14 protein-coding genes are annotated in these 22339 nt (G+C 69.1%); 4 read left to right on the plus strand and 10 right to left on the minus strand.

Features of this window, described 5'->3' with window-relative positions; all coding sequences use genetic code 11:
• Positions 1-78: 78 nt before the first annotated feature.
• On the minus strand, positions 79-5643 hold the full coding sequence (locus FMQ63_RS24100) for a lamin tail domain-containing protein (protein WP_011555788.1): 5565 nt from the start codon (positions 5641-5643) through the stop codon (positions 79-81).
• Positions 5644-5810: 167 nt separating this feature from the next.
• Entirely contained in the window at positions 5811-6614 is an 804-nt protein-coding gene (locus tag FMQ63_RS24105; protein WP_011555789.1) for an SDR family oxidoreductase, read from the minus strand.
• 118 nt (positions 6615-6732) lie between these two features.
• Here FMQ63_RS24105 and FMQ63_RS24110 point away from each other — a divergent pair, with 118 nt between their 5' ends.
• Positions 6733-9369, plus strand: coding sequence for a U32 family peptidase (locus FMQ63_RS24110; RefSeq protein WP_011555790.1), 2637 nt, complete (start codon positions 6733-6735; stop codon positions 9367-9369).
• 18 nt (positions 9370-9387) lie between these two features.
• On the opposite strand, the gene FMQ63_RS24115 is transcribed toward FMQ63_RS24110, so the two are convergent.
• The 5 genes from FMQ63_RS24115 to dnaE all read right to left on the minus strand — a co-directional run bounded on the left by FMQ63_RS24115 (position 9388) and on the right by dnaE (position 16416).
• Entirely contained in the window at positions 9388-10425 is a 1038-nt protein-coding gene (locus tag FMQ63_RS24115) for a prephenate dehydrogenase/arogenate dehydrogenase family protein (RefSeq protein ID WP_011555791.1), read from the minus strand.
• A gap of 81 nt (positions 10426-10506) precedes the next feature.
• Complete coding sequence (locus FMQ63_RS24120) at positions 10507-11334, minus strand: crotonase/enoyl-CoA hydratase family protein (RefSeq protein WP_011555792.1); 828 nt, start codon at positions 11332-11334, stop codon at positions 10507-10509.
• Positions 11335-11339: 5 nt separating this feature from the next.
• Positions 11340-12068, minus strand: coding sequence for a double-CXXCG motif protein (locus FMQ63_RS24125; protein WP_011555793.1), 729 nt, complete (start codon positions 12066-12068; stop codon positions 11340-11342).
• A 6-nt stretch (positions 12069-12074) separates the two neighbouring features.
• Positions 12075-12818 (minus strand): TIGR02269 family lipoprotein, encoded by a 744-nt coding sequence (locus FMQ63_RS24130; RefSeq protein ID WP_011555794.1) that lies wholly within the window; start codon positions 12816-12818, stop codon positions 12075-12077.
• Positions 12819-12858: 40 nt separating this feature from the next.
• A complete protein-coding gene (gene dnaE / locus FMQ63_RS24135; protein ID WP_011555795.1) occupies positions 12859-16416 on the minus strand; it encodes a DNA polymerase III subunit alpha in 3558 nt (1185 codons plus the stop codon).
• Between the two features lie 381 nt (positions 16417-16797).
• On the opposite strand from dnaE, the gene FMQ63_RS24140 reads away from it, so the two are divergent.
• Entirely contained in the window at positions 16798-17241 is a 444-nt protein-coding gene (locus FMQ63_RS24140) for a Spy/CpxP family protein refolding chaperone (protein WP_225909482.1), read from the plus strand.
• 93 nt (positions 17242-17334) lie between these two features.
• The gene (locus tag FMQ63_RS24145) at positions 17335-18132 is read left to right on the plus strand and encodes a hypothetical protein (protein WP_011555797.1); all 798 of its coding nucleotides are present in this window, start codon (positions 17335-17337) and stop codon (positions 18130-18132) included.
• 27 nt (positions 18133-18159) lie between these two features.
• On the opposite strand, the gene FMQ63_RS24150 is transcribed toward FMQ63_RS24145, so the two are convergent.
• Positions 18160-19362 carry a substrate-binding domain-containing protein gene (locus FMQ63_RS24150; protein WP_026113794.1) on the minus strand — a complete coding sequence of 401 codons (1203 nt, stop codon included), beginning with the start codon at positions 19360-19362 and terminating at the stop codon, positions 18160-18162.
• A 170-nt stretch (positions 19363-19532) separates the two neighbouring features.
• Between FMQ63_RS24150 and FMQ63_RS24155 the strand changes: the two genes are divergently transcribed.
• Positions 19533-20375: a hypothetical protein gene (locus FMQ63_RS24155; RefSeq protein WP_225909483.1), complete on the plus strand. Its 843-nt coding sequence runs from the start codon at positions 19533-19535 to the stop codon at positions 20373-20375.
• A gap of 67 nt (positions 20376-20442) precedes the next feature.
• Here FMQ63_RS24155 and FMQ63_RS24160 read toward each other — a convergent pair whose 3' ends face one another.
• Positions 20443-21309: a WGR domain-containing protein gene (locus FMQ63_RS24160; RefSeq protein WP_011555800.1), complete on the minus strand. Its 867-nt coding sequence runs from the start codon at positions 21307-21309 to the stop codon at positions 20443-20445.
• 3 nt (positions 21310-21312) lie between these two features.
• The gene (locus tag FMQ63_RS24165) at positions 21313-22308 is read right to left on the minus strand and encodes an NAD-dependent epimerase/dehydratase family protein (protein WP_026113795.1); all 996 of its coding nucleotides are present in this window, start codon (positions 22306-22308) and stop codon (positions 21313-21315) included.
• Positions 22309-22339: the final 31 nt, after the last annotated feature.

Below are 22339 nucleotides of genomic sequence, written 5' to 3' on the forward strand. Positions count from 1 at the left end.
GGCGGCGGAAATGCGAGAGGCCGCCCGGCGCATGCACGCCCGGCGGCCTCCGTGGGAAACCCGGTGCTTCCAGCCCGGCTACGGCTGCTCTACCGGGCTCTGGGAGTTCTGTGGCTGACGGATGGCCCGGGTGACGAAGTCCGCGCTGTTGTTGTTCGAGTCCCAGCCGTTGCCGAAGGACGCATCAGCACTGCCATCCGCCATGGTGGCAGGGGTCGAGGTGCTCAGGGCCTTCCGCTCCAGGCTTCCGCCCACCGCGGGGTGAGAGGGCGCGGCGGTGCCTTCGGGCGAGTTCCCGGTGCCCCACGCAACCTTGTCTACCGCCACGTCATTGACGGCGGTCGTCAGCCCAGGACCGATACGAACATGGCCACCAGCCGTCGTGGACGACGAGACGTCGAACGAATAGCCCAGATCCCGCGCCACGGGGCCGCTGTAGTTGCCGCCCCCCAGCAGGAAGTACCCGTGGGCGCGGATGACAGTCCCGGAGGGGATGGTGACGGTGCCGGAGTACGAAGGCCCTGTCGCAGACCTGTACTGCACCAGCCAGCCGCCGATGTTCACGTCGGCGTTCGTCGGGTTGTAGAGTTCGATGAACTCATCGGTCGCCGCGGCACCGCCTCCGTTGCCGCCACTCACCTCGCTGATGACGACGTGATTGGCCACGGCTGGCGGCGGAACCACCGTCACCGTGCCGTAATTGCCCGTGCTTCCCTCCGCGACGACGCCGTCCTGGTCGCAGTACACCCACGCCTGGGCCGCCGCGGGCCCCTGGGTGAAACGGTAGCGGAAGCCGTAGATGTAGTTGCCCGGCGCCGCGATGTTCAGCGGAGCCACCCGCTCATCGTCGTTGCCCGGCGTGGCGAAGCCCGCGTTCGGCTCCGCCGTCACCCACGTCCACGAGGCAGGTGACGAGGCATCGGTTCCGTAGCCCAGCTCCGCCACGAGGTGCGGGAAGCCGTCGTTGCCGTTCTGGTTCCGAGTGCTCACCTGGGGCTCATAGAACTGGCTGTAGACAGACTCCGCGCGGCCCGCCCGGATGGGGGTAGCGAAGGACTTCGGATACTGAATGGCGCAGTGGTCCACCGGGCCGGTGATCTCCACACCGCAGGACGCGTTGGCGCCGCCCGGCGTGCCCCGTCCACCGCCAGGAAGCACTTCCTCCGAGTCACACCAGTACCAGGCGTGCTGGCTGGCCCGCGTGCCCACCACCACGGACGACAGGTTCATCGAGCGCCCCGTCGTCTGCGGGAAGGAGGCCGAGTACGCCACGTCATCCACCACGGTGGCGCCCATCTCGACGAAGAGGTGCCCCGAGTGGCCAAGCTCGAAGAGCGTGCTCCCGTAGCCGTACTGCGCCACCACGCCGCCGTTGGTGGCCTCATCCGTGTTGCTCGCGAGGACGAAGGTGCCCCGGCCCGGGACGACGAGCGGCCGGTCCCCGGTCGTCAGCACGCTGAAGTCCGTCTCACCGCCCGCGCCATTGTCGAAGCGGATGCGCAGGTTCGCGATGTCCCGCGGTCCGTCGACGGTGCTGGTCAGCTCGATGTACTCGGTGGTGTTCGCGTCCGGGCGGTGCATCACCTCGCTGATGACCAACTCACCCGCCACGGGCGCAGGCGCCGTGTCACACGCCCCCGCGACACAGACGCCGTCCTGCCCCGGGCAGACCTCCGGGGTGGCCGTGTACTGGCACTCCGCCAGGCCCGCCGTCACCACGCACGCTTCCGCGTACGCCACACGCTGCACACCGTCCTCGTCACACTCCGGCGCGCGCGGCGCGCAGACGATATCGCCGCAGGGGCCCGGCACCGAGATGGAGACGAACGCCACGGTGCTGCCGTTGTTCGAGCCGTCGAAGACGCGGAGCGCGAAGTACCAGGTGGCCGCCTGGGACGGCGGCAGCGCGTGAATCACTTCCTCCGCCTGTCCCGGCGCCCGTGGCGCCGCCGTGGGCACCTCGCTGGCGAGCGCGAAGCTCTGCGGGTCCATGGGCCCCGCGCTGTAGCGCAGCTCGTAGCGCGCGGCGTTGCCCACGACGCCGTTGTCTCCCGTGGCCAGCCACGTCAGGCGAACCGTCGTGTTGTCCACCAGGCTGGCGTTCAGAACGGGCTCGGCGGGCGCGACGTCGTCGGTGATGGTGACCATCGTGTCGACGGACGGCAGCGACGGGTTCTCCGTGGTCGCGGAGAGGACGAAGCTGCCCGCCTGGTCCACCGTGAGGTCGCTGAAGACGGCCACGCCCGCCTCCGGCGCCACCGTCAAGGTGCCGCCCAGCGTCACCCCGACCGCCCCCACCAACTGGAGCGTCACGGACGGCGCCGTGACGTTCGAGACGTTGCCGAACGCATCCTGCAAGGCCACCCGCGTCTCGGACAGCGGCTCCAGGACGGTGCCCGGCTCCGGAGGCGCGACGAACGCGAGCTGCACGGGCGCGCCCGCCTCCACGGTGAAGTCAGACGTACCGGACACCGGGGCATCGCCGTCCGTGAACGTCACCGACTGCGCTCCCGCCGTCTCGAAGGTGATGGTGAAGGTGTGCGCTCCCTGGTCCGCCGCAGTGTACACGTGCGCCGACAGGGGCGCAGCCTCCGGGTCCGTGGACGCGGGCGCCACCGTTCCCTGGTACGCCGTCAGCACGTTGCCGAAGCGGTCACGCGCGGAGACGGTGAAGGATTGAGGCTCGCCCGCGACGATGGACTTCGTCGGCCCCGCTACCGACAACGCCGCGAGGAGCCCGGGCTGCACCGTCACAGAGGCATTCCCAGTCAACGTCGCCGTCGTGGTGTCCGTGACGACGAGCTGCCCCGTGCCCACTGTGGCGAACTCCACATTGAAGAGGCGCTGACCGGCGTCCAACTCGGTGAAGGTGTAGTCCGAAGGCACGGTGGCCTGGGCGTCCCCTGGAATCTCGAAGTGGACGGTGCCCCGGTAGCCCGAGGCGAGGTTGCCGTGGACATCCCGCACCGACACGGTGGCCCCCACGGGCTCGCCCGCGCGGGTCGTCGATGAGTCCAACTGCACCGTCAACTGCACAGCGGGACCAGACAGGACCTGGGTGTTCAGCGCCGCCTCCAGCCCCGTGTTGCCCTCCTCCCGCACCGTCACCGAGCGCGCGCCGGAGGTCACCAGCGTCACCGAGAACGTGCGCTGCCCCGCGTCCTGCCCGGGAACGAAGGTGTAGTTCGCGGGCAGCGTCGCCTCAGGGTCACTCGATTCGAACTGCACCGTGCCCGTGTAGCCCGTGACGATGTTGCCGAAACCGTCGCGCGCGATGACGGTGAGGCTCTGCGCCTCGCCGGCCTCCACTTCGGCGGGAAGCGCGCTCAGCACCAACTCAGCGGCCGCACCGGTGCTCACCTCCACATCGAGCGTGTCGGTCAGCTCCGGCCGTGCCGTGTCCACCACGGCGACGCTCTGAGGCCCAGAGGTCAGCAGCCTCACGCCGCTGAAGGTCCGCTGGCCCGCATCCGCCACGGTGAACGTGTAGTCGCCCGGCAGCTCCGCCTCGGCGTCAGTGGACGAGAAACGCACCGCGCCGGTGTAGCCCGTGGCCACGTTGTCGAAGGCGTCATGGGCCGTCACCACGACGCTGCCCCCGGCGCCCGCGGCCACCGGCGAGACCAGGCCCGCGAGCGACAACCGGACGGCGTCGCCCGGCGCGATGGTGAACGCGTCGCTGGGCACCGGATCCAACCCCGTGGCCGACGCGACGAAGCGGTGCGTTCCCGCCTGCTCCACCACCACGCCCGAGAAAGTCGCCACGCCCGCGACCGCCGCCACCTGCAAGGGTGTGAAGTCGGGCTCGTCCTCCAGCGTGAGCGTCACCGGCGACGTGGCCGTCGTGACGACCTCTCCATCCTCATCCAACAGCGAGACGCGGAGCTCCGGTTGCGTATCGCCCGCGTCCCCATCCACGGGCTGCTGGGAGAAGACGAGCCGCGTGACGCCCTGCACCTGCGTCTGCACCATCAAGCTGGAGGAGCGGACCGCGTTGTCCTGGTTGTCCGCCACGCGCAGCGCCACGTAGTAGTTCGTGCCGGGCTGAAGGCCCGTGAGAACGGCGGACTCCTGCGTGCCAGCCTCCGCGGGCTCGCCCAGGCCGCCCACCGGCGTCGCCTGGTTGAAGTCCGCATCCGTCTCAATCGGGTTCAGCGAGTAACGCAGGGCATGCGACGCGGCCCGCCCCTGGTCGCCGTCATCACCCACCGCCGTCCAGGACACCGTAACGCTGTCGTGCGTGGCCGCGGTCGCGGCGAGGACAGGGATGGCGGGGAACACGTTATCGATGATGTCGATGTCCGTGCTCGTGGCGGGCGTCAGTCCATCCGCAGTGGCCTGAAGCTGGAAGCGGCCCTCCGTGTCCACGTGCACGCTGGAGAACGACGCCAGCCCCTCCATGGGCGCCACCTCGGTGACACCACGCAGTGGCGCGCCACCCGCCGGCACGAGGGACAGCGTCACCGAAGGTGCACCCACGGGCGTCCGGTTGCCATGCGCATCCTGGAGCACCACCTCCACGGCGGTCAGCGCGGCGCGAACGGACGCATGCGAGGGCACGCGCGCGAAAGCCAATGCCGAGGTCCGGTCCGCCGAGACGCGCACGTCCTGGCGCCCCGCCAGGCCCGCTTGCGCGGCGTCCTGCACGTCGACACGCTGGGTGCCCGCCCGCCGCAGGGTGATGCCCGTGAAACGGAAGCGGCCCGCGTTCACCTCCGTGAAGGTGTGCCCGCCCGGCAGCGTGGCCGTGGCGTCCGAGGACTGCACGCTCAGCGTGCCGCGATAGCCACTGGCGACGTTGCCGAACGCGTCACGCACCGTCACCTCCGCATCATGCGTGGAGCCCGCGATGGCGGTCTGCGGCAGCCCCGTCACCTCGACAGTGGCGGCGGCGGCCGGCGTCACGTCGAACGAAGGGCTGACCGCGCCCTCGACGCCGGTGGCCTCGGCCTTGAGTTGATAGCCCAGGCCCGCGCGCATCAGCACCACTTCCTGGAAGCGGGCGACGCCGTCCACGGCCTGAGCCCGGAGCGTGCCTCCCAGGGAAGCCCCACCCGGGCCAGCGGCCAGCGACAGCGTCACCTCCCCCGTGACGGACGAAACCGGGCGGCCGTCAGCGTCCCGGAACTCGACGTCCAGCCCGCCAATGGGTGCACCGGCTCGGGCCGACAGCGAGGCCGCCGCGAAGGCCAGCCTCGTGGCCCGCAGCGCGGTGAAGCCGACGACGGGACGCGAGCCCAGCACCACCGCGCCTCCCTCGGCATCCACCGAGGCCGTCACCCGCTTCGAGCCGCCTCGCGTGGACACCACGGACGCGGTGGCCACGCCCTGGGCATTCGTCCGGTCCGCGGGCTGCGTCACGGTGTTCCCGTCGCCGGAGACCTCCACCCGCACCGTGCGGCCCTCCATGGGAGCGCCGTCCTTCTGCCGCACCGTCACGGTGATGGTGACCCGGTCCACGCCGTCCGCCAGCACCTGCTCCACCCGGTCCACCTGCACCGTGGAGAGCGCCGCGTCGGGCAGAGACTTCGCTAGCGGCGGGAGCGGCGACGTGGCGCTGTCACCACACCCCACCAGCACAACGCCGAGGCACAGCACGCCCAACCCTAGCAACCGGGTGAGCGCGAGAGGACAACGGGACATGAGAGGCTCCGGGAACGAACGGACCCCGCACGGAAGAGAGCACTCGCGAGGTCCCAGTGCCTTCTACCAGACAAGTCCCTTCACCACGTAGACCTCCACCAGAGCTTTGCATCCCGGGTGGAACCCACGGGGCTATCATGACCCATGCCCCGTTGAGTGCGTCCCCGTTACATGCCGAGCGCGGCCATGAGCGCGCCGCCGCCCAGCAGGGACTGGCCACCGTCGCAGACCATGATGGAGCCGGTGATGTAGGACGAGCCTTCCGACGCCAGGAAGAGCGCGAGCTGGGCGATGTCCTGCTTCTTCCCGAAACGCTGGAGCGGCAGGGCCTGGGCGAGCTTGTCGCGGCCCTCGTCGCTGGGGGCGAGCCGGCGCATGCCTTCCGTGTCGTCGATGGGGCCGGGGGTAATCGCGTTGACGCGCACACCGGAGCCACCCCATTCAATGGCCAGCACGCGGGTGAGCATGTCCACGCCGGCCTTGGCGGCACAGACGTGGGCCTGCATGGCCATGGGGAGATACGCCTGGGGCGCGGAGATGTTGATGAGGGACGCGCCCGGCTTGCGCAGGTGCTCGAAGGCGGCGCGGCTGATGTTGAAGGTGCCCAGCACGTCGATGTCCATGACGGCCTTGAAGCCGTTGGAGGACATGCCCAGCGCGGGCGCGGGGAAGTTGCCGGCGGCGCCACACACGACGACGTCCAGCTCACCGTAGGCCTCGCGCACCGTCTGGAGGGCCTTCTCCACCGCGGCATAGTCCCGGACGTCGGCGGCCACGCCCATGGCGGTGCCGTGCGCCTGAAGCCCCTTCACCGCGGCCTCGAGCTTCTCCACGTTGCGGCCGTTGATGGCCACCTTGGCGCCCGCCTTCACGAAGGACTCGGCGATGCCTAGGTTGATGCCACTGCTGCCGCCAGAAATGAACGCCACCTTGCCCGCGAGCAGCCCGTCCCGGAACACGCCATCAGCCATTTGGACCCGTCTCCTGTGGAAGCAACCGGGCAGGGACTTGAACAAACCTGCCGCACTGCGTCCATGACGTTCGCCGGACGGACAGCGGAACCCGGGGCCGTGTGTTAGAGGTCGCGCCATGACCCGCCGCCGCCCCGAAATCCTCGCCCCCGCTGGGGACCTCGACTCGATGAAGGCCGCGCTCGCCAGTGGCGCGGACGCCATCTATTTCGGATTGGACGAAGGGTTCAACGCACGCGCACGCGCGGAGAACTTCTCGCTCGCCACCCTGCCGGAGACGCTGGCGCTCGTGCACCGCGCCGGCGCCCGCGCCTATCTGACGCTGAACACCCTGGTCTTCGAGCCCGAGCTCCCGGTGGTGGAGAACATCCTTCGCCGCATCGCCGAAGCCGGCGTGGACGCGCTCATCGTCCAGGACCCCGCGATTGCGCTGGTGGCCCGCGCGGTGTGTCCGCAGATGGAGGTCCATGCCTCCACGCAGATGACCATTTCGAGCGCGGAAGGCGCGCGCTTCGCGAAGGGCCTGGGCGCCACGCGCGTGGTGGTGCCGCGCGAGCTGTCCGTGGCGGAGATTCGCCGGCTGGCGTCGGAGACGGACGTGGAGCTGGAGGTCTTCATCCACGGCGCGCTCTGCATGTCGTGGAGCGGTCAGTGCCTCACCAGTGAGGCGTGGGGTGGACGCTCCGCCAACCGGGGACAGTGCGCGCAGTCGTGCCGGCTTCCGTACGACCTGGTGGTGGATGGCCAGACGCGGGAGCTGGGCGACGTGCAGTACCTGCTCAGCCCCAAGGACCTCGCGGGCGTCATGGCAGTGCCGCAGCTCGTGGAGATTGGCGTCCACTCGCTGAAGATTGAAGGCCGGCAGAAGGGGCCGCAGTACGTCGCCACGGCGGTGCAGGGCTATCGGCGCTGGGTGGACGGTGTGTCCGCGGGGACGCCGGACACGGGGGCGCTGCGCAAGGACCTGGCGGACATGACGCTGTCGTACAGCCGGGGCTTCTCGCACGGCTTCTTCGCGGGCTCGGACCACCAGACGCTGGTGGAGGGGCGCTTCCCGAAGCACCGGGGCGCGTACCTGGGCCGCGTGGAGTCCGTGCACGGTCGTGACGTGCGCGTGGTGGACGACACGGAGGGCCGTCCCTGGACGGGAGGGCTGGGCCAGGACGACGAGAAGGCGCGCCCGGATGCGCCCGTGGGCAAGGTGTCCTCTCCGCTGGAGACGGCGACACCGGTGCCGGCCGAGGTATCGCCCCGCCCCGGCATGGGCGTGGTGTTCGACGACGGGCATCCCGAGGACAAGCACGAGCCCGGCGGTCCGCTGTTCCGAGTAGAGCGCAAGGGCCGTGGCTGGGTGCTGGGCTTCGGCAATCCCGGTCCGGACATGGGCCGGGTGAAGCCGGGCCAGCGCGTCTGGATGACGAGCGACCCGGCCCTGGCGAAGCGCACGGAGGAGCTGCTGGGGCGCGGCGAGCCCGAAGGCCGCGTGCCTCTGGAGTTGACCGTGACAGGCGCCGCCGGTTCGCCGCTGACGGTGCTGGGCCGGGCGCGCGGTGGACACGTCTATTCGGTGTCCAGCGAGGTGGCGCTGGCCGAGGCGCGCGGTGGTGGCATCGACGAAGCGCTGCTGCGGGACAAGCTGGCGGCGCTGGGCGGAACGCCTTTCACGCTGACGGGGCTGGATACGTCCGGGCTCGCGGCGGGGCTCCATTTGCCGGTGTCGGAGATGAAGGCGCTGCGGCGCCGGCTGGTGGCGGAGCTGTCGGAAGCCGTGGCGCGCGGTCCGGTGCGGACCGTGAACGAAGGCTCCACGCTGGAGTCCCTGCGCGCGTCGCTGCGTGAGCGTGTGCAGCCGACGCCCCGCGCCGTGGAGGACGTGCGCTTGCTGCCGCTGTGCCGCACGGACGAGCAGCTCGAAGCGGTGATTGCCGCGGGGCTGCCCGAGGTCGAGCTGGACTGGATGGAGCTGGTGGGCCTGCAGCGCGCGGTGGAGCGTGCGCGCGCGGCGGGGCTGCGCGTGACGATTGCCACGGTGCGCGTGCAGAAGCCGGGCGAGGAAGGCTACGACGCGCGCATCGCGAAGCTGAAGCCGGACGCGGTGCTGGTGCGGCACTGGGGCGCGATGATGCACTTCCTGGAGCGCCCGCCCGCGCATGGGGAGACGCGCCCTGCCCTGCACGCGGACTTCTCGCTCAACGTCACCAACTCCGTGACAGCACTGCACTTGCTGGGGCTCGGGCTGGACACGCTGACGTTCGCGCATGACCTGGACGCGGTGCAGTTGGGGGCCATGCTGGAGCACCTGCCGGCGGAGCGCTTCACGGTGACGGTGCATCACCACATCTCCACGTTCCACACCGAGCACTGTGTGTATTCCCACACGCTGTCCCACGGGCGTGACTACCGGAGCTGTGGTCGTCCGTGTGAGAAGCACCGCGTGTCCCTGAGGGACCACAAGGGTCTGGAGCACCCGGTGGTGGTGGACGTGGGGTGCCGGAACACGGTGTTCAACGCGCAGGCGCAGAGCGCGGCGTCGCTCGTGCCGTCGCTGCTCGCGAGGGGCGTGCGGCGCTTCCGGGTGGAGTTCGTGCGCGAGTCCCGCGAGGAGGCTTCGCGCGTGCTCTCCGCGTACCAGGAGCTGCTGGCCGGTCGCATCTCCCCTGCGGAGGCCGTGCGCCGCGCGGCGGTGCATGAACAATTCGGCGTGACGAAGGGCACGATGAAGGTGCTCAACCCCACCTTCACCGTGCAGCGCTGACGCTGAAGCCCACCGCGTTCAGCGGGAGCCCGTGGGCACGGCGCGACGTGAAAAGCGCAGGACGGCGCGGAACACGTCTTCCGTGTCGTCCGCGTCCATGCCCTGCTCCGCGGCCCACTGACGCCGGGTCTCCAGCAGGCTCGCCTCGCGCTCCGCGTCTGGCAGCGGAAGTCCGTGCTCGGCCTTCAGGTGTGCGGCCTGCTGGATGAGCTGGGCGCGACGATTCAGGAGTTGAACCAGCTCACGGTCCAACGCATCCACGCACTCCCGAACTTCCGTCAGCCCGGGCGGCGCGGCGACAGGCTCCGGCGCGCCCGAGCGCCCCGAATCACAGCCCAGGTGGAGCTGCGTGAGGGCCTCCAGCAGCCGCACGCGTGCGTCCCGCGCGTAGGGATTCTCCGACTGCACGACGCCGAAGAGATGGGGCACCTCCAGCCGTGCGTACTCCTCCAGGCGAGCCACGGGCTGGAAGCTGGGCGGCGCGAAGGGCAGGTCCTTTCCGGCCTCCGCCTTGAGCAACCCGTGGGCCAGGAAGAAGGTGAGCACATGCGTGCGCACCATCAGCGCGTCGTGCGCATCCGGCGACAGCTCCGTCACTTCACAGCCGATGCGTTCGAACAGGACCCGGGCCTTGCGCACGGCCTCTGGGTGCAGTTCGTTCGGGCACACCACCGTGCGGCGAGGCAGGTCGCCCCTCGCCAGACTGGCCGGGCCGAACAGCGGATGCGTGCCCACCCAGGGAATGTCCCGCCCCAACACGGAGGCCAGCACCTGCACAGGGCGCACCTTGACGCTTCCGACGTCGAGCACCGTCTGCGCGGGCGACAGGCGCGGGCGAAGCTCCTCCAGGACCGAGCGCATTCCAGACACGGGCATGGAGAGCACCACCAGCCCCGCGCCCTCGACACTCTCCGCGAGCGTCGGTGCCCTCAGTGCGTCGGGCACGTCATCCTGGCGCGGCTCGAACACCCGATGCGGGATGCCCGCCACCAGCAGGAGGCCAGACAGGGCACGGCCAAAGCGGCCGTACCCCAGCAGCGCGATGCTTTCCGTCATGTCGCCGGACTCCAAATCCCAGGTGTTCCTGGAATTCTCGCATCGCCAGCGCAAGCGGAGGAAGCCCCTCGGCCCGGGGGCTCAGCGCCCCTGAAAGTGAGGGGGGCGGCGTTCCACGAATGCGGAAAAGGCTTCGGCCAGGTCATGGGACTGAAGGAACGCGGAGTTCCATACCGCCACATAACGCAGGCCATCCGCGATGGATTTGTCCGCGCAGTACTCCATGACCTGCTTGGCGCCCTGGACGACGAGCGGGGCATTCTCGGCGATGCGCTTCGCGGTCGCTCGGGCCTCCTCCAGCAGGGCCTCCGGCGTGGGGAACACCTCGTTCACCAGCCCCATGCGCAGGGCGCGCGCCGCGTCCACGTCACCACCGGTATAGGCCAGCTCGCGCGTGTGGCCCTCGCCGATGATGCGAGGCAGGCGCTGGAGCGCGCCCAGGTCGGCGACGATGCCCACCTTCACCTCGCGCAGGGAGAACTTCGCGTCCTGGGAGCAGTACCGGAAGTCACACGCGGCGATGAGATCCATACCGCCACCGATGCACCAGCCGTGCACGGCGGCGATGACGGGCTTGCGGCAGCGGGCCATGCCCTCGGTGGCCTGCTGCATGTCGCCAATCAGCGACAGCAGCTTCAAGCGCTCCAGGGCCAGGTTGCTTTCGCCGGTGAGCAGCGGCCCCAGGGACTCCATCATCCCCATGAGGTCCAGGCCGAAGGTGAAGTGCTTGCCTTCGCCGCGAACCAGCACGACGCGGACGGAGTCATCCGCATCCAGCGCGCGGATGGCCTCGGGCATCTCCCGCCAGAAGTCGGGCCCCATGGCGTTGCCCTTGCCAGGGCCGGTGAGCACCAGCTCGGCGACGCCTTCATTCTTCTCGATGCGCAGCGACTTGTAGGTCCCGTCCATTCAGCTCAGCCCTCCCGGACTTCGAGTTCCTCGAACGTCACGCCATCCAGCTCGAGGTCATTCACGGCTTCGACGAAGCGCTCACTGACGATGACGGTTGCCCAGCCCTGCCGGTGACGAAAGACGTCCCGGTCTCCCGGCAAAGAAGCTGCGTCGAGGACGACGGTGCGAGGCCAGGCCTGTTTGCTGGCGCCGCATGCCGGGCATGGTGGTTCGCGCTCTTTCGGCAGGCAGGCTTGATGCAGCAGCCCATGCAACTCCAGTTGTAGTTGGAGCAGTTCGGGCGGAGCCTTTCCACGGAAACGCACCTCGACCGACGCCCCTTGAAGCCCTCGCACGCCCGCGGCGTTCAATCGCTCGAAAGCGGCCCGCTGAACAAACAACGTGGGTGCGTCCTGCATGAAGAGCGGGCCGAAACGGCCAGCGCCCTTCCCTTCACACGGTCCGAATTGGGCCCCTGGCTCCAGCAATGCCCACGGCGGAGCCATTGGCGCAATCAACGCCCTCAAGCGCGAGAACTCCTCGCGAGAGACCGGCCAGGGGTCGGACAGCTTCTTCAACTCGTCGCGAGGAAGGCTGGACAGGTCCACGCACGGGTATGCGAGCCAGGGAGCCCCTCCGCCCGCGCGGCACACGGGACAGGGATGCACGCCAGGAAGACACCACTTGTTCACCGCGTCCAAGGAGCCCGTGTAGCCCGACGCCGTGTCTGGATGAACTCGGTAGAACTTCAAGGTTCCTCACGGAGCACGGATGGACGGCGCTGCTTGATAGGGCGCGACCGGCGCATTGTATGGCACGACGGGCCCCGTCAGCTCGAAGCGGAAGATCAACTCCACCGCCTTGCGGTGCAGTTCCTCTGACGTCATCGAACGCCCCTGCTGGCTGTCCCGAAAATCCCGCCACGCCTGGTTCCACATACCACCCCGACCCTTGCCGCTATGGAGTTGGCGGTGGATGTGCTCGGGGATGAGGATGGTGAACTTGTGGATGTCGACGCCGTGCGACCTGAACCACCTCGCAAGCTCTGGCTGTTGAGGAAACAGGTGGTGATGCACCAACTTGCCGGGACCTCTCGGCAGCGCGGGAAGAAAGCCCTCCCGGTAACGGAAGTGGAACGTCATCCGTGGCCGTGAACCGGAGCGAATCCCAAGGTTCCGCCAGTGGCGAAACGAGGGAACTCCACGTGTCGGTGGGCGAAACGCTCCAGCCAGCACCGGCCTGAATGCGGCCTGCGCCTCTTCCTCCTGCGCGACGTCCTCGCAATCGAACAGCCCACACGTCCCGCTTTCGCAAGCGAGGACCACGCAGGCACCCTCATCCGAGCGCGCGCACTCCAGGGAAGAAGGAGGTTCGCTTAGCGAAGCGAGCCCAGGCGCCGTCGACGCACAACCCACCAACAGCAGGCTCACGAGCCCAGACAGCAGAAGCCATCCACGACACTCAAGCCCCATGGGCCAGCCACTGTACTGGCGCTGGCCCATCAGCCGTCATGGAATCCGGCTTTTAGAAATCAGCCCCGGCTCAGCCGAACTCCACCACCCGCATGCCGAACAGGCGGTCCACCGCGAGCAGCAGGTCGTCATTCACCTGCACCTTGATGGACGTGTTGCCGATGAGCGCCTCGCCCTCGCCCTTGAAGAGCACGCTCACCGCCACGGGCGTTGCGCCGGCGTACTTCTTCGCCAACTCATGCAGCTTCGCCACCCGCTCTTCCGTGAGCAGGTCCGCCGGCACGCGCAGCTCCAGCCGCTTGGTGCGCTTCTCACGCACCGCCTTGAGGCTCTGGATGTCGTCGACGATGAGCTCCGGCGTCGGCGTGTCCTCGTCACGCTGGCTGATCTGCACCGTGCCCGACACCAGGATGGGGTCGTCCGACTTGAGCAGGTGCTCCCAGTTCTCGAAGCCCGGCTTGGGGCCCTGCTTCGCCCACTTGCCGTCCCGGCCCATCACGTTGCGCGTGCCGTCCTTGCCCGGGAAGCACACCAACTCGATGGAGCCGGACAAGTCCTCAATCGTCACCCACGCCATGCGCTTGCCCGTCTTCGTGGGCCGCTCGCGCAGCACGGTGACGATGCCCGCCACCGTGAGCTTGTCGTCCTTGCGCGCGCGCTGCACCGCCGTAATCGGCCGCGCGTAGCGCTTCAGCTCCTTGTCGTACTGATGCAGCGGATGGCCGGACACGTAGAAGCCAATGGCCTCCTTCTCCAGCGACAGCCGCTCCTTCTCCGACCAGTCCTCCACCTCGACGTAGTCGTCCTTCAGTCCGCCGCCCCCCCCATCCGAGGACGGACCCGCCAGCATGCCGAACAGCGAGCTCTGGCCAGCCGCCTTGTCCTTCTGGCTGGCCGAGCCGCGGTTCATCGCCTTCTCGATGGTGTCGAAAATCTGCCGGCGCGAGCGCTTCTCGAAGTCGAAGGACCCCGCCTTCACCAGCGCTTCCATCACCTTCCGGTTCACCTTGCGGCTGTCCACGCGCTCGCAGAAGTCGAACAGGCTCTTGAAGGAGCCATCCTTGCGCGCCTCCAGGATGGACTCGATGGCGCCCTCGCCCACGCCCTTGATGGCGCCCAGGCCGAAGCGAATCTTCCCGCTCACCGCGCCGAATTCCATGTCGGACTGATTCACATCCGGCGGCAGCACCTCGAGGCCCGACTCGCGCGCCTCGCCGATGTGCTTCACCACCTTGTCCGTGTTGTCCTTCTCGCTGGAGAGAAGGGCCGCCATGAACTCGCAGGGGTAGTGTGCCTTCAGCCAGGCCGTGTGGATGGTGACCAGGCCGTAGGCCGCCGAGTGGCTCTTGTTGAAGCCGTACTCGGCGAACTTCTCCATCAGGTCGAAGATTTCACCGGCGACCTTGAGGTCGACGTTGTTCTTCGCGCAGCCCTCGAGGAAGCCGGCCCGTTCGGCCTGCATGACCTCGGCCTTCTTCTTGCCCATGGCGCGGCGAAGCAGGTCCGCGCGGCCCAGGGTGTAGCCACCCAGGACCTGCGAAATCTGCATCACCTGCTCCTGGTACACGATGACGCCGTAGGTGTCCTTGAGCACCGGCTCCAGCGCGGGGTGCGGGTACGACACCTTCTCCCGGCCGTGCTTGCGGTTGATGAAGACGTCCACCATGCCGGAGTCCAGCGGACCCGGGCGGTAGAGCGCGCCGGCGGCGATGACGTCTTCGAAGCAGTTCGGCTTGAGCTTCACGACCATTTCCGTGAAGCCGCTGGACTCCATCTGGAAGATGCCGGCCGTGTCGCCCTTGGCCATCAACTCCCAGGTCTTCTCGTCGTTGAGCGGAATCTCGTGCCGCGGGATGTCCTTGCCGTGGTTGCGCTTCACCAGGTCCAGCGCGTGCTGAATCACGGTGAGCGTCTTCAGACCGAGGAAGTCGAACTTCACCAGGCCGGCCGCTTCCACCTCGTCCTTGGCGAACTGGGTGATCAGCGTCTTTTCACCCGGCGGCTGGTAGACGGGCACGAACTCCCACAGCGGCTTGTCGGCGATCACCACGCCTGCGGCGTGCATGCCGGGCTGGCGATGCAGGCCCTCCAGCGCGAGCGCGATTTCGAGCACGTCCCTGGTGGTGACGGGCTTGCCCTCTACCTCGCCGATGTTGGAGGGCGTCTCCATCATCTCCTTGAGGCGAGGCTCCATCTCGATGGCCTCCCTCAAGGTGATGTTGAGCACCTCGGGAACCAGCTTCGCGATGCGGTCACCTTCGCTGAACGGCAGCGCGAACACGCGGCACACGTCGCGCAGCACGCTCTTCGCCTTGAGCGAGCCGAAGGTGATGATCTGCCCCACGTTCATCTCGCCGTACTTCCGGCCGACGTACTGGATGACCTCGTCCCGGCGGTCCTGGCAGAAGTCGATATCGAAGTCGGGCATCGACACGCGTTCCGGGTTCAGGAAGCGCTCGAACAGGAGGTTGTACGGGATGGGGTCCACGTCGGTGATGCGCAGCGCGTAGGCCACCAGGCTGCCGGCGCCGGAGCCACGGCCCGGGCCCACCGGGATGTTCATCTTCTTCGCCCAGTTGATGAAGTCCTGGACGATGAGGAAGTAGCCGCAGAACCCCATCTTCTGGATGACGCCAATCTCCAGCGCCAGCCGCGCCTGGTACTGCTCGCGGTCGATGGGATACGTGACGGTGGCCGCCAGTTCGGTGAAGCGCTCGCGCAGACCCTCATACGCCAGCTCCGCCATGTAGCTGTCCGGCGTGTGGCTGTCGGGCACCTTGAAGGTGGGCAGCATCGGCTTGCCCAGCTTGAGCTCCAGGTTGCACTGCTCGGCGATGCGCTGGGTGTTGTGGACCGCCTCGGGGATGTCCTTGAAGAACTCCAGCATCTCCGTGGGGCTGGTGACGTAGAGCTTGTCCGTGGAGTGCTTCATGCGCTTGCCGTCCGCCAGCGTCTTGCCACTGGCGATGCACATGAGCAGTTCGTGGGCGCGCGCGTCCTCGCGCTTGATGTAGTGCGCGTCCGCGGTGGCACACAGCGGGATGTCCAGGTCGCGCGAGAGCTGCTTGAGGTTCTCGTTCGCCTTGTCCTGCTCCGGCATCCCGTTGGACTGCACCTCCAGGAAGAAGTGCCCCGGGTCGAAGATGTCCTTGTACTCCTGCGCGGCGCGGCGGGCGTGGTCCATGTCGCCGCGGAAACACGCGCTGGTGACTTCACCACCCAGGCACGCGGTGAGCGCGAACAGGCCCTTGCTGTGCTCGGCGAGCACCTTCTTGTCGATGCGCGGGTGGTAGTAGAACCCGTGCATGTACGCGGTGGAGGAGAGGTAGCGCAGGTTGGCGTAACCCTCCTCGTTCTTCGCCACCAGGATGAGGTGGTGGGAGACCTTCTCGGAGCGGTCCTCACGCCCCTTGGGTCCGGCGACGTACGCCTCCATGCCCAGAATCGGCTTGATGCCGGCGTCCTTCGCCTTCTTGTAGAAGTCGATGGCGCCGAACATGTTGCCGTGGTCCGTCACGGCAACGCTGCTCATCCCCTTCTCCTTCACCGTCTTGATGAGGTCCTTCATCCGGATCGCCCCATCGAGGAGCGAGTAGAGGGTGTGCAGGTGGAGGTGGGTAAAGGACATATGCGCGTTCCGCTCCTGGAGGCCGGGGTGCCGCCGAACACTAGGGCCGTGCTCCCCTGCTCGCCAGTCCAGTGTTGCCCCTGGCGGAGAAGCGCGGGGGAAGCCGGAAAATCGGCCTCTTGCGGCGTTCCGCCATGAGCGGAAGCCCTGGACGGAACGCTAACGGCCCGCCCTTCCCACCGCCCGTCTCCGTGGAAATCACGATGCGTCCAACCCTCAGGCGCCGGGACGTGGCCCCTGGCCGGTGAGCGGACGGGCGGCTTCATACTTCTTCACGCCTCGTACAAGTCCCAGCAACGGCGGGCCGGCACATTGCCCACCGTCGCCGCGAGGGGTGGCGACTTCACGTGGAGCCGTCCGCGCTCCACCCAGGAGAAGGCCATGATGAAGAGGTTCGCCGTCGTCGGTTCCGCGATGCTCGCCGTCGCGCTGCTCAGCGGCTTCGCGCTGCGGGGAGGCCCCCGCTGGGGCAAGGACCCAGAACGCGTGAAGCAACTGGTGACGTGGAAGCTCGACGACAAGCTGGACACGCTGGACGCCACGGAGTCCCAGCGCCAGTCCATCCACGCCGTGAAGGACCGACTGTTCTCCGACGGGGTGCAGCTCATGCAGGAGCACCGCGCGGTGCGCGAGGAGGCCTTCCAACAGCTCGCGTCGGACACGCCAGACCGGCAGAAGCTCCACGCCCTGGTGGACGCGCGCATCGAGGCCATGCGCGCCTTCGCTCACCAGGCGACAGACGCCGCCCTGGAGGTCCACGGCACGCTGACGCCGCAGCAGCGCAAGGCGCTGGCCGAACAGTTCCGCGAGCACGTAGGCCCGTAGTCCGCGCGCACGCCACCGTGGCGTCAGGACAGGTGGGGTGTGTGCTTGCGGGAAAGGGTGGGCGGGGCGGCGGAGCACGGCTAGTTTAGGTGCGTGAATTACACCGACTACGCAAAGCGGATCCGCGCCCACGCCCAGGTCGCGGACGTCTCCGAATACGGCCGCGTGACGGAGGGGGACCAGGACTACCCCCTCTTCCGGCTCGTCGTCCCGGGAGAGCGTTGGCTGGTCATCACCTCCGGTTTCCACGGGGAGGAACCCGCCGGTCCCCTCACCCTGGCCGAGCACTTCCCGGCGGTGGCGGCGTACGCGGTGGAGCGCGGCGTGGGGCTGCGCGTCTACCCCTGCATCAACCCGTCCGGCTTCGAGGCGGGTACGCGGTACAACCGCAGCGGCGAGAAGCCCAACAACGACTTCCTCCGCTACGAAGTCGCCCCCGGGGAGTGGGTGGGCGAATTGAACGTCGCGCGCCCCATCCTCCGCTGGGCGCTGTATGACGAAGGCCCCAAGGAGACGCGCGCGATACGCAGCGAGCTGGCGCGCTATGCCGCTCCGGCCGCCGCGCTCGACATCCACCAGGACGACTACCTGGGCGGGGCGTCGACGTATGCGTACACCTTCGGAGACAAGGCGGCCTACCGCCCGCTGGTGGAGGCCAGCGCGAAGCACGTCGCGGTGGTGCGCAGCCAGAAGGTGGACGACCACAGCTTCACCGACGCGGACGGCCTCATCGAGTACCACGACGGCAGCGTCACCGACTGGTACTCGCGCCAGGGCGTGCCCTACACGGCCGCGCTGGAGACGACGACGCCGACACCGCGTGACGTCTGCGACGCGGTAAATCTCATCTGGATTCGCGGCTTCATCGACCTGGTGGCGCGCGGCGGCTGATGGCGGAGCATCGGGCGAAGCGACGGGCTACGGCGACCGCGCGTTGCCCACCCGCCGCGTCCACAGCGTGAGGAGGTTGCGGACCACCGCGCCATCAGGGACTGCCGCGCCGTCCGGCACGTCCACCTGAAGGCCCCGCGCGGCCAGCGGGGGAAAGAGGCTGGCCTCTCCGGGAGGCGTCAGCGGCACGGAGGCATCCGCGGGGCGGAAGCCGAAGGCCAGCGCGCGCTGCTGCACCGGCCGGCTGTGCAGATAGCGCAGCCACTCCAGCGCGGCCTCACGCTGGCGGGGCAGCACCCAATCCCCGTCCAGCACCGCCGCCGGATGGTCGCTCCAGGACGTGAGCGTCGGGTACAGGACCTTCAGCGCCCCCCAGGTCCCCTGCGGTTGGGAGAGCTGAGCGATGGCCAGGTTCTCGTACACCACGGCGATGTCGTAGCGGGACGGGCCGAAGCGGACCATGTCCGCCATCAGCGTGCCCGTGGACTGCTCGAAGCGGCCCGTGCCTCGCTCCAACTGGCTCAGCCACGTCTGGAACCGCGGCTCCAGCAGGTCGGCCACCGTCAATCCGCTCTGCTTGCCGTAGAACTCCAGCGACGCCAGCAGCAGCGCCTGGAGCCCGGAGTTGGAGCGCGTGGGGTCCGTGTGGCCCAGCTTCACGAAGCCCCACTCCGGCTGGCCGCCCACCGCGGGCCAGCCCTGGTCACTGGACACCGCGTCGTGGATGACCTTCCAGGACACCGCGCCCCCGCCGCTGGCGCGCTGGAGCACCTCCGCCCGGTCCTCCCACGCCACGAAGACGAGCGGCGTCTTCACCAACGGCCGCGGCGCCGCTTCGCCCTCCGTGGCGAACAGCGGCTCGCGCGTGGCGTCCGTGGCCCAGTCCGACTCCAGCATCCGCAGCACCGCGCTGTCGGCGGGGCTCCACACGGTGGGCCGCTCACTGCCTTCGAGGATGGCCCGCGCGGCCTCCAGCGAGCCCCGGCCCACCAGGTTCACCCGGATGAGCGGATGTGCCTTCTGGAAGTCCGCCGCGGCCTCCTCCACCCACGCCTTCTTCTCCGTGCTGTAGAGGAACGTGATTTCCGTCCGCACCGCGCGGGTGGATACGGGCGCCTGCGCCGCGGGACGCGCCTCTTCCGTTCGCTCCGCGGCGCGCCGCGAAGACAGGTAGAGGGCCCCACCCAACGCAGTGAGCACCCCGATGATGATGAGGACCGCGGGCTTCATGGACCGGCTCGCACTTCTGGGAACGGGTGCTCTGCGCCTGAGCATCCTTGTAGGCAACCTCCGCGACGCCGTACAGGGGCGGCACGTCCGCCTCGGAACCCAGGCCTGGAACCCGAAGTGTCCGCTTCTGCACGTTTGTTTGAACACAAATGACATGCCAGAATGGGCGGATGACGCCAAACATTCGGCAGCTCGTGCTTGCGGGCCTGGGCACGGCGCTGAGCGCGTGCGCGACCAAGCCCGCTCCTCCGGTGGAGCATTATTCGCTCGGCATGTCTCGGGCGGAGTACCGGGACTACAAGAAGGCGAAAGCGGACCCCTGTGCGTCCTCGGAACCGCGGTGGCTGGCGGACGAGCTGACGACGGTGAACAGTACGATGGCGCGCTTCCTCCGGGAGACGGAGCAGCTCTCCAAGCTGGACGCGCCGGACCACGCTCGCCAACTGGCGATGATGCGGGAGGCCACCGGCTCACTTCCGCCCATCATGGAGGTGCACCGCTACACGCTCAACCGGCTGAAGGAGTGCGGCTTCCGCAACACCGGGGCCTTCCCGGAGATTGCCCGTCGTGGCCAGGAGTTGCTGACGGAGGTGGATGTCCGGCTGGAAGAAGGGCCCAAGGTGCTGGCCGCCGTGGCATTGAAGGATGCCCGCCGGCAGTGGCGCGAGGAGATGCCCGAGCGGGAGGAGGCCGCCCGCCGCACCTGGTGCCCGCCCAACCCCCAGGTGGGGCAGACGGACCTGTTCTACGCGCGGCAGGAGGTGGACGGCCGCAAGCTGTGGCGCTTCTGCGACGGACACCTGGTGGAGCAGCGCGCCGAAGGTGAGCCCGTGCTCGTGCAGCCCGACAACCTGTCGTGGCGCATGCGCCGGCGCATCAAGCCCCAGTCCTACCTGGATGCCGCGCGCGCCTATCCGACGGCGGAGATGGACCGTCAGCCCGACAGCGTCCCGTCCTCGGGCCAGGGCGCCGCCAAGAAGTCGTCCGCGCCCAGCGACGGCGGCCCGGGCTAGCCCACCGTCTCTCGCGGAGCGCGTGGGGCACTCCCACGCGCTCCTGAAAGCCAGTGACGCCGACGCCTCACGCCTCCAGGCGGGCCAACCGGCTGGCCAGGTGCGCGTCCTTCGAGGCATCGACGGACTGGGCCCAACTGGCCAGCGAGCCGCCGCTGGAGGACAGCTGCTCCTCCACGTGCGGCCGCAGGCGCGTCCACCGCTTGCTCCACCCCTCCTCGGAAGGCGCGCCCGCCTGACCGGGACGCTCCGCCAGCAGCATGCCCATGCGCAGCGCCAGCTCGGGCTGCCCCAGCGCCGACGCCTGCCGGGCCACGGTCGTCGCGGCGGGAACGGCGTCCGGCGCGGCGAGCCACACCTCGGCAGCGCGGGTGAAGGCAGCCACGTCCAGTTCGCCCAGCAACGCGAGCGCGTGCCGCAGCGGGAGCCGGCCATCCTTCTTCGGAGCGACGACGCGCTCCATCAACGCGGTGAAGGTGCCCGCCAGCTCCGAGTGGGCCGCGGGGTCCACGCCGCCCAGGGCCCGCAGCGCGCGCTTCGCACGCCGGGCCCGCGACGTCACCTCCCAGCTCCGCCACCCCAGCCGGGCCCGGAGCGCGGCCAGTGCCTCGGCGGCGGCCTTCAGCGACTCGGGCGTGGGCGTGGCCGCGGGCACGCGGCGGGGGAGCTCCGCCTTCTTCGGCGCAGGCGGTGGCGCGGACGCGGGCGCGGCCTCGGCGGCGCCGCCCTCCGTCACCTCGAGGTAACCCTCGCGCAGCTTCTCAGCGACCTTCTTCTCGTATTCCTTCCGGGCGCCGGCTTCGTCCGCGAAAGCCTTCTCCCGCCGCTGACCGGCGGTGCCGATGCGGCCGAAGGTGACGATGAAGGTGTTGCCCTTGAGCTCCGGCTCCCAGAACTTGGAGCTGGAGCCTTCCACGAACTCGAACCTTCGCATGCCTCAGAGCATACGCGACGCCGTGTCCTGATGCTCCGCCTTCATCTCGCGGAGCCCTTCTTCACGGGAGCGGCGGCCCTCATACCCCAGCTCCCGGCGGGCCTTGTCGTCCCGCACCGTCACCTCCCGCCCCATGAGCAGCACCTCGGTGCGGGTGAGCGGAGGCCTGCCGCCCAGGCCGAAGGTGCCCCACAGCAAGTCCCCCACCGAGGCCACCGTCGCGGCCACGCCGTATGGCAGGGTGCGCTCGCCCGCGTCCACGCCCTGCGTCGCGAGCATGGCGGTGATGAAGCCCCGGAACTCCACGGGTTCCCCGTCGGTGAGGAAATAGGCCTCGCCGCCACGGCCCTTCTCCGCCGCCAGCAGCATGCCCTCCACGCAGTTGGCCACGTGGCAGGTGGACGTCAGGTAACGGCCACCGCCGAACCACCGGAAGCGCCCGGTCCGCACCGCCTCCTGGAACTGCGGCAGCAGTGACGTGTCACCGGCGCCCCAGATGAAGCGGGGACGCACCACCACGGTGACGAAGTCCGGCGCATTCACGCTGAGCACCCGGCGCTCCGCCTCGCCCTTGGTGGAGGGATAGTCGCCGATGGGGCGCTCGGGCAGGGGCATCGTCTCATCCACCCGCTCCAGGGGCGAGCCATCCGCCAGCACCGCCTCCGTGCTGACGTGGACCAGCCGCTTGACGCCCGCGGCGCGCGCCGCCTCCAGCACCCGCTCCGTGCCGCGCACGTTCGTCTCGTAGAACTCGCTGCGCGCGCCCCAGCCCTTCACCACCGCGGCGCAATGGAAGACGGTGTCACAGCCCTCCATGCCCGCCTTCAGCTTCTCCACGTCCGACAGGTCGCCCTCGAAGGGCTCCCCGCCGGCCTCCGTCACCGAGGCCCGTGCCGCGGCGGAGCGCGCCAGGGCCCGAGCGGGCGTCCCGCGCACCTTCAGTGCGGTGAGGAGGTGCCTGCCCACGAAGCCTGAACCACCGGTGACGAATGCCCGCATTGCCTGCACGCTCCTGTGAAGGACTGCTTGC

This window comes from Myxococcus sp. CA005 (assembly GCF_006518205.1).
In the GTDB taxonomy this organism is placed as follows: domain Bacteria; phylum Myxococcota; class Myxococcia; order Myxococcales; family Myxococcaceae; genus Myxococcus; species Myxococcus xanthus.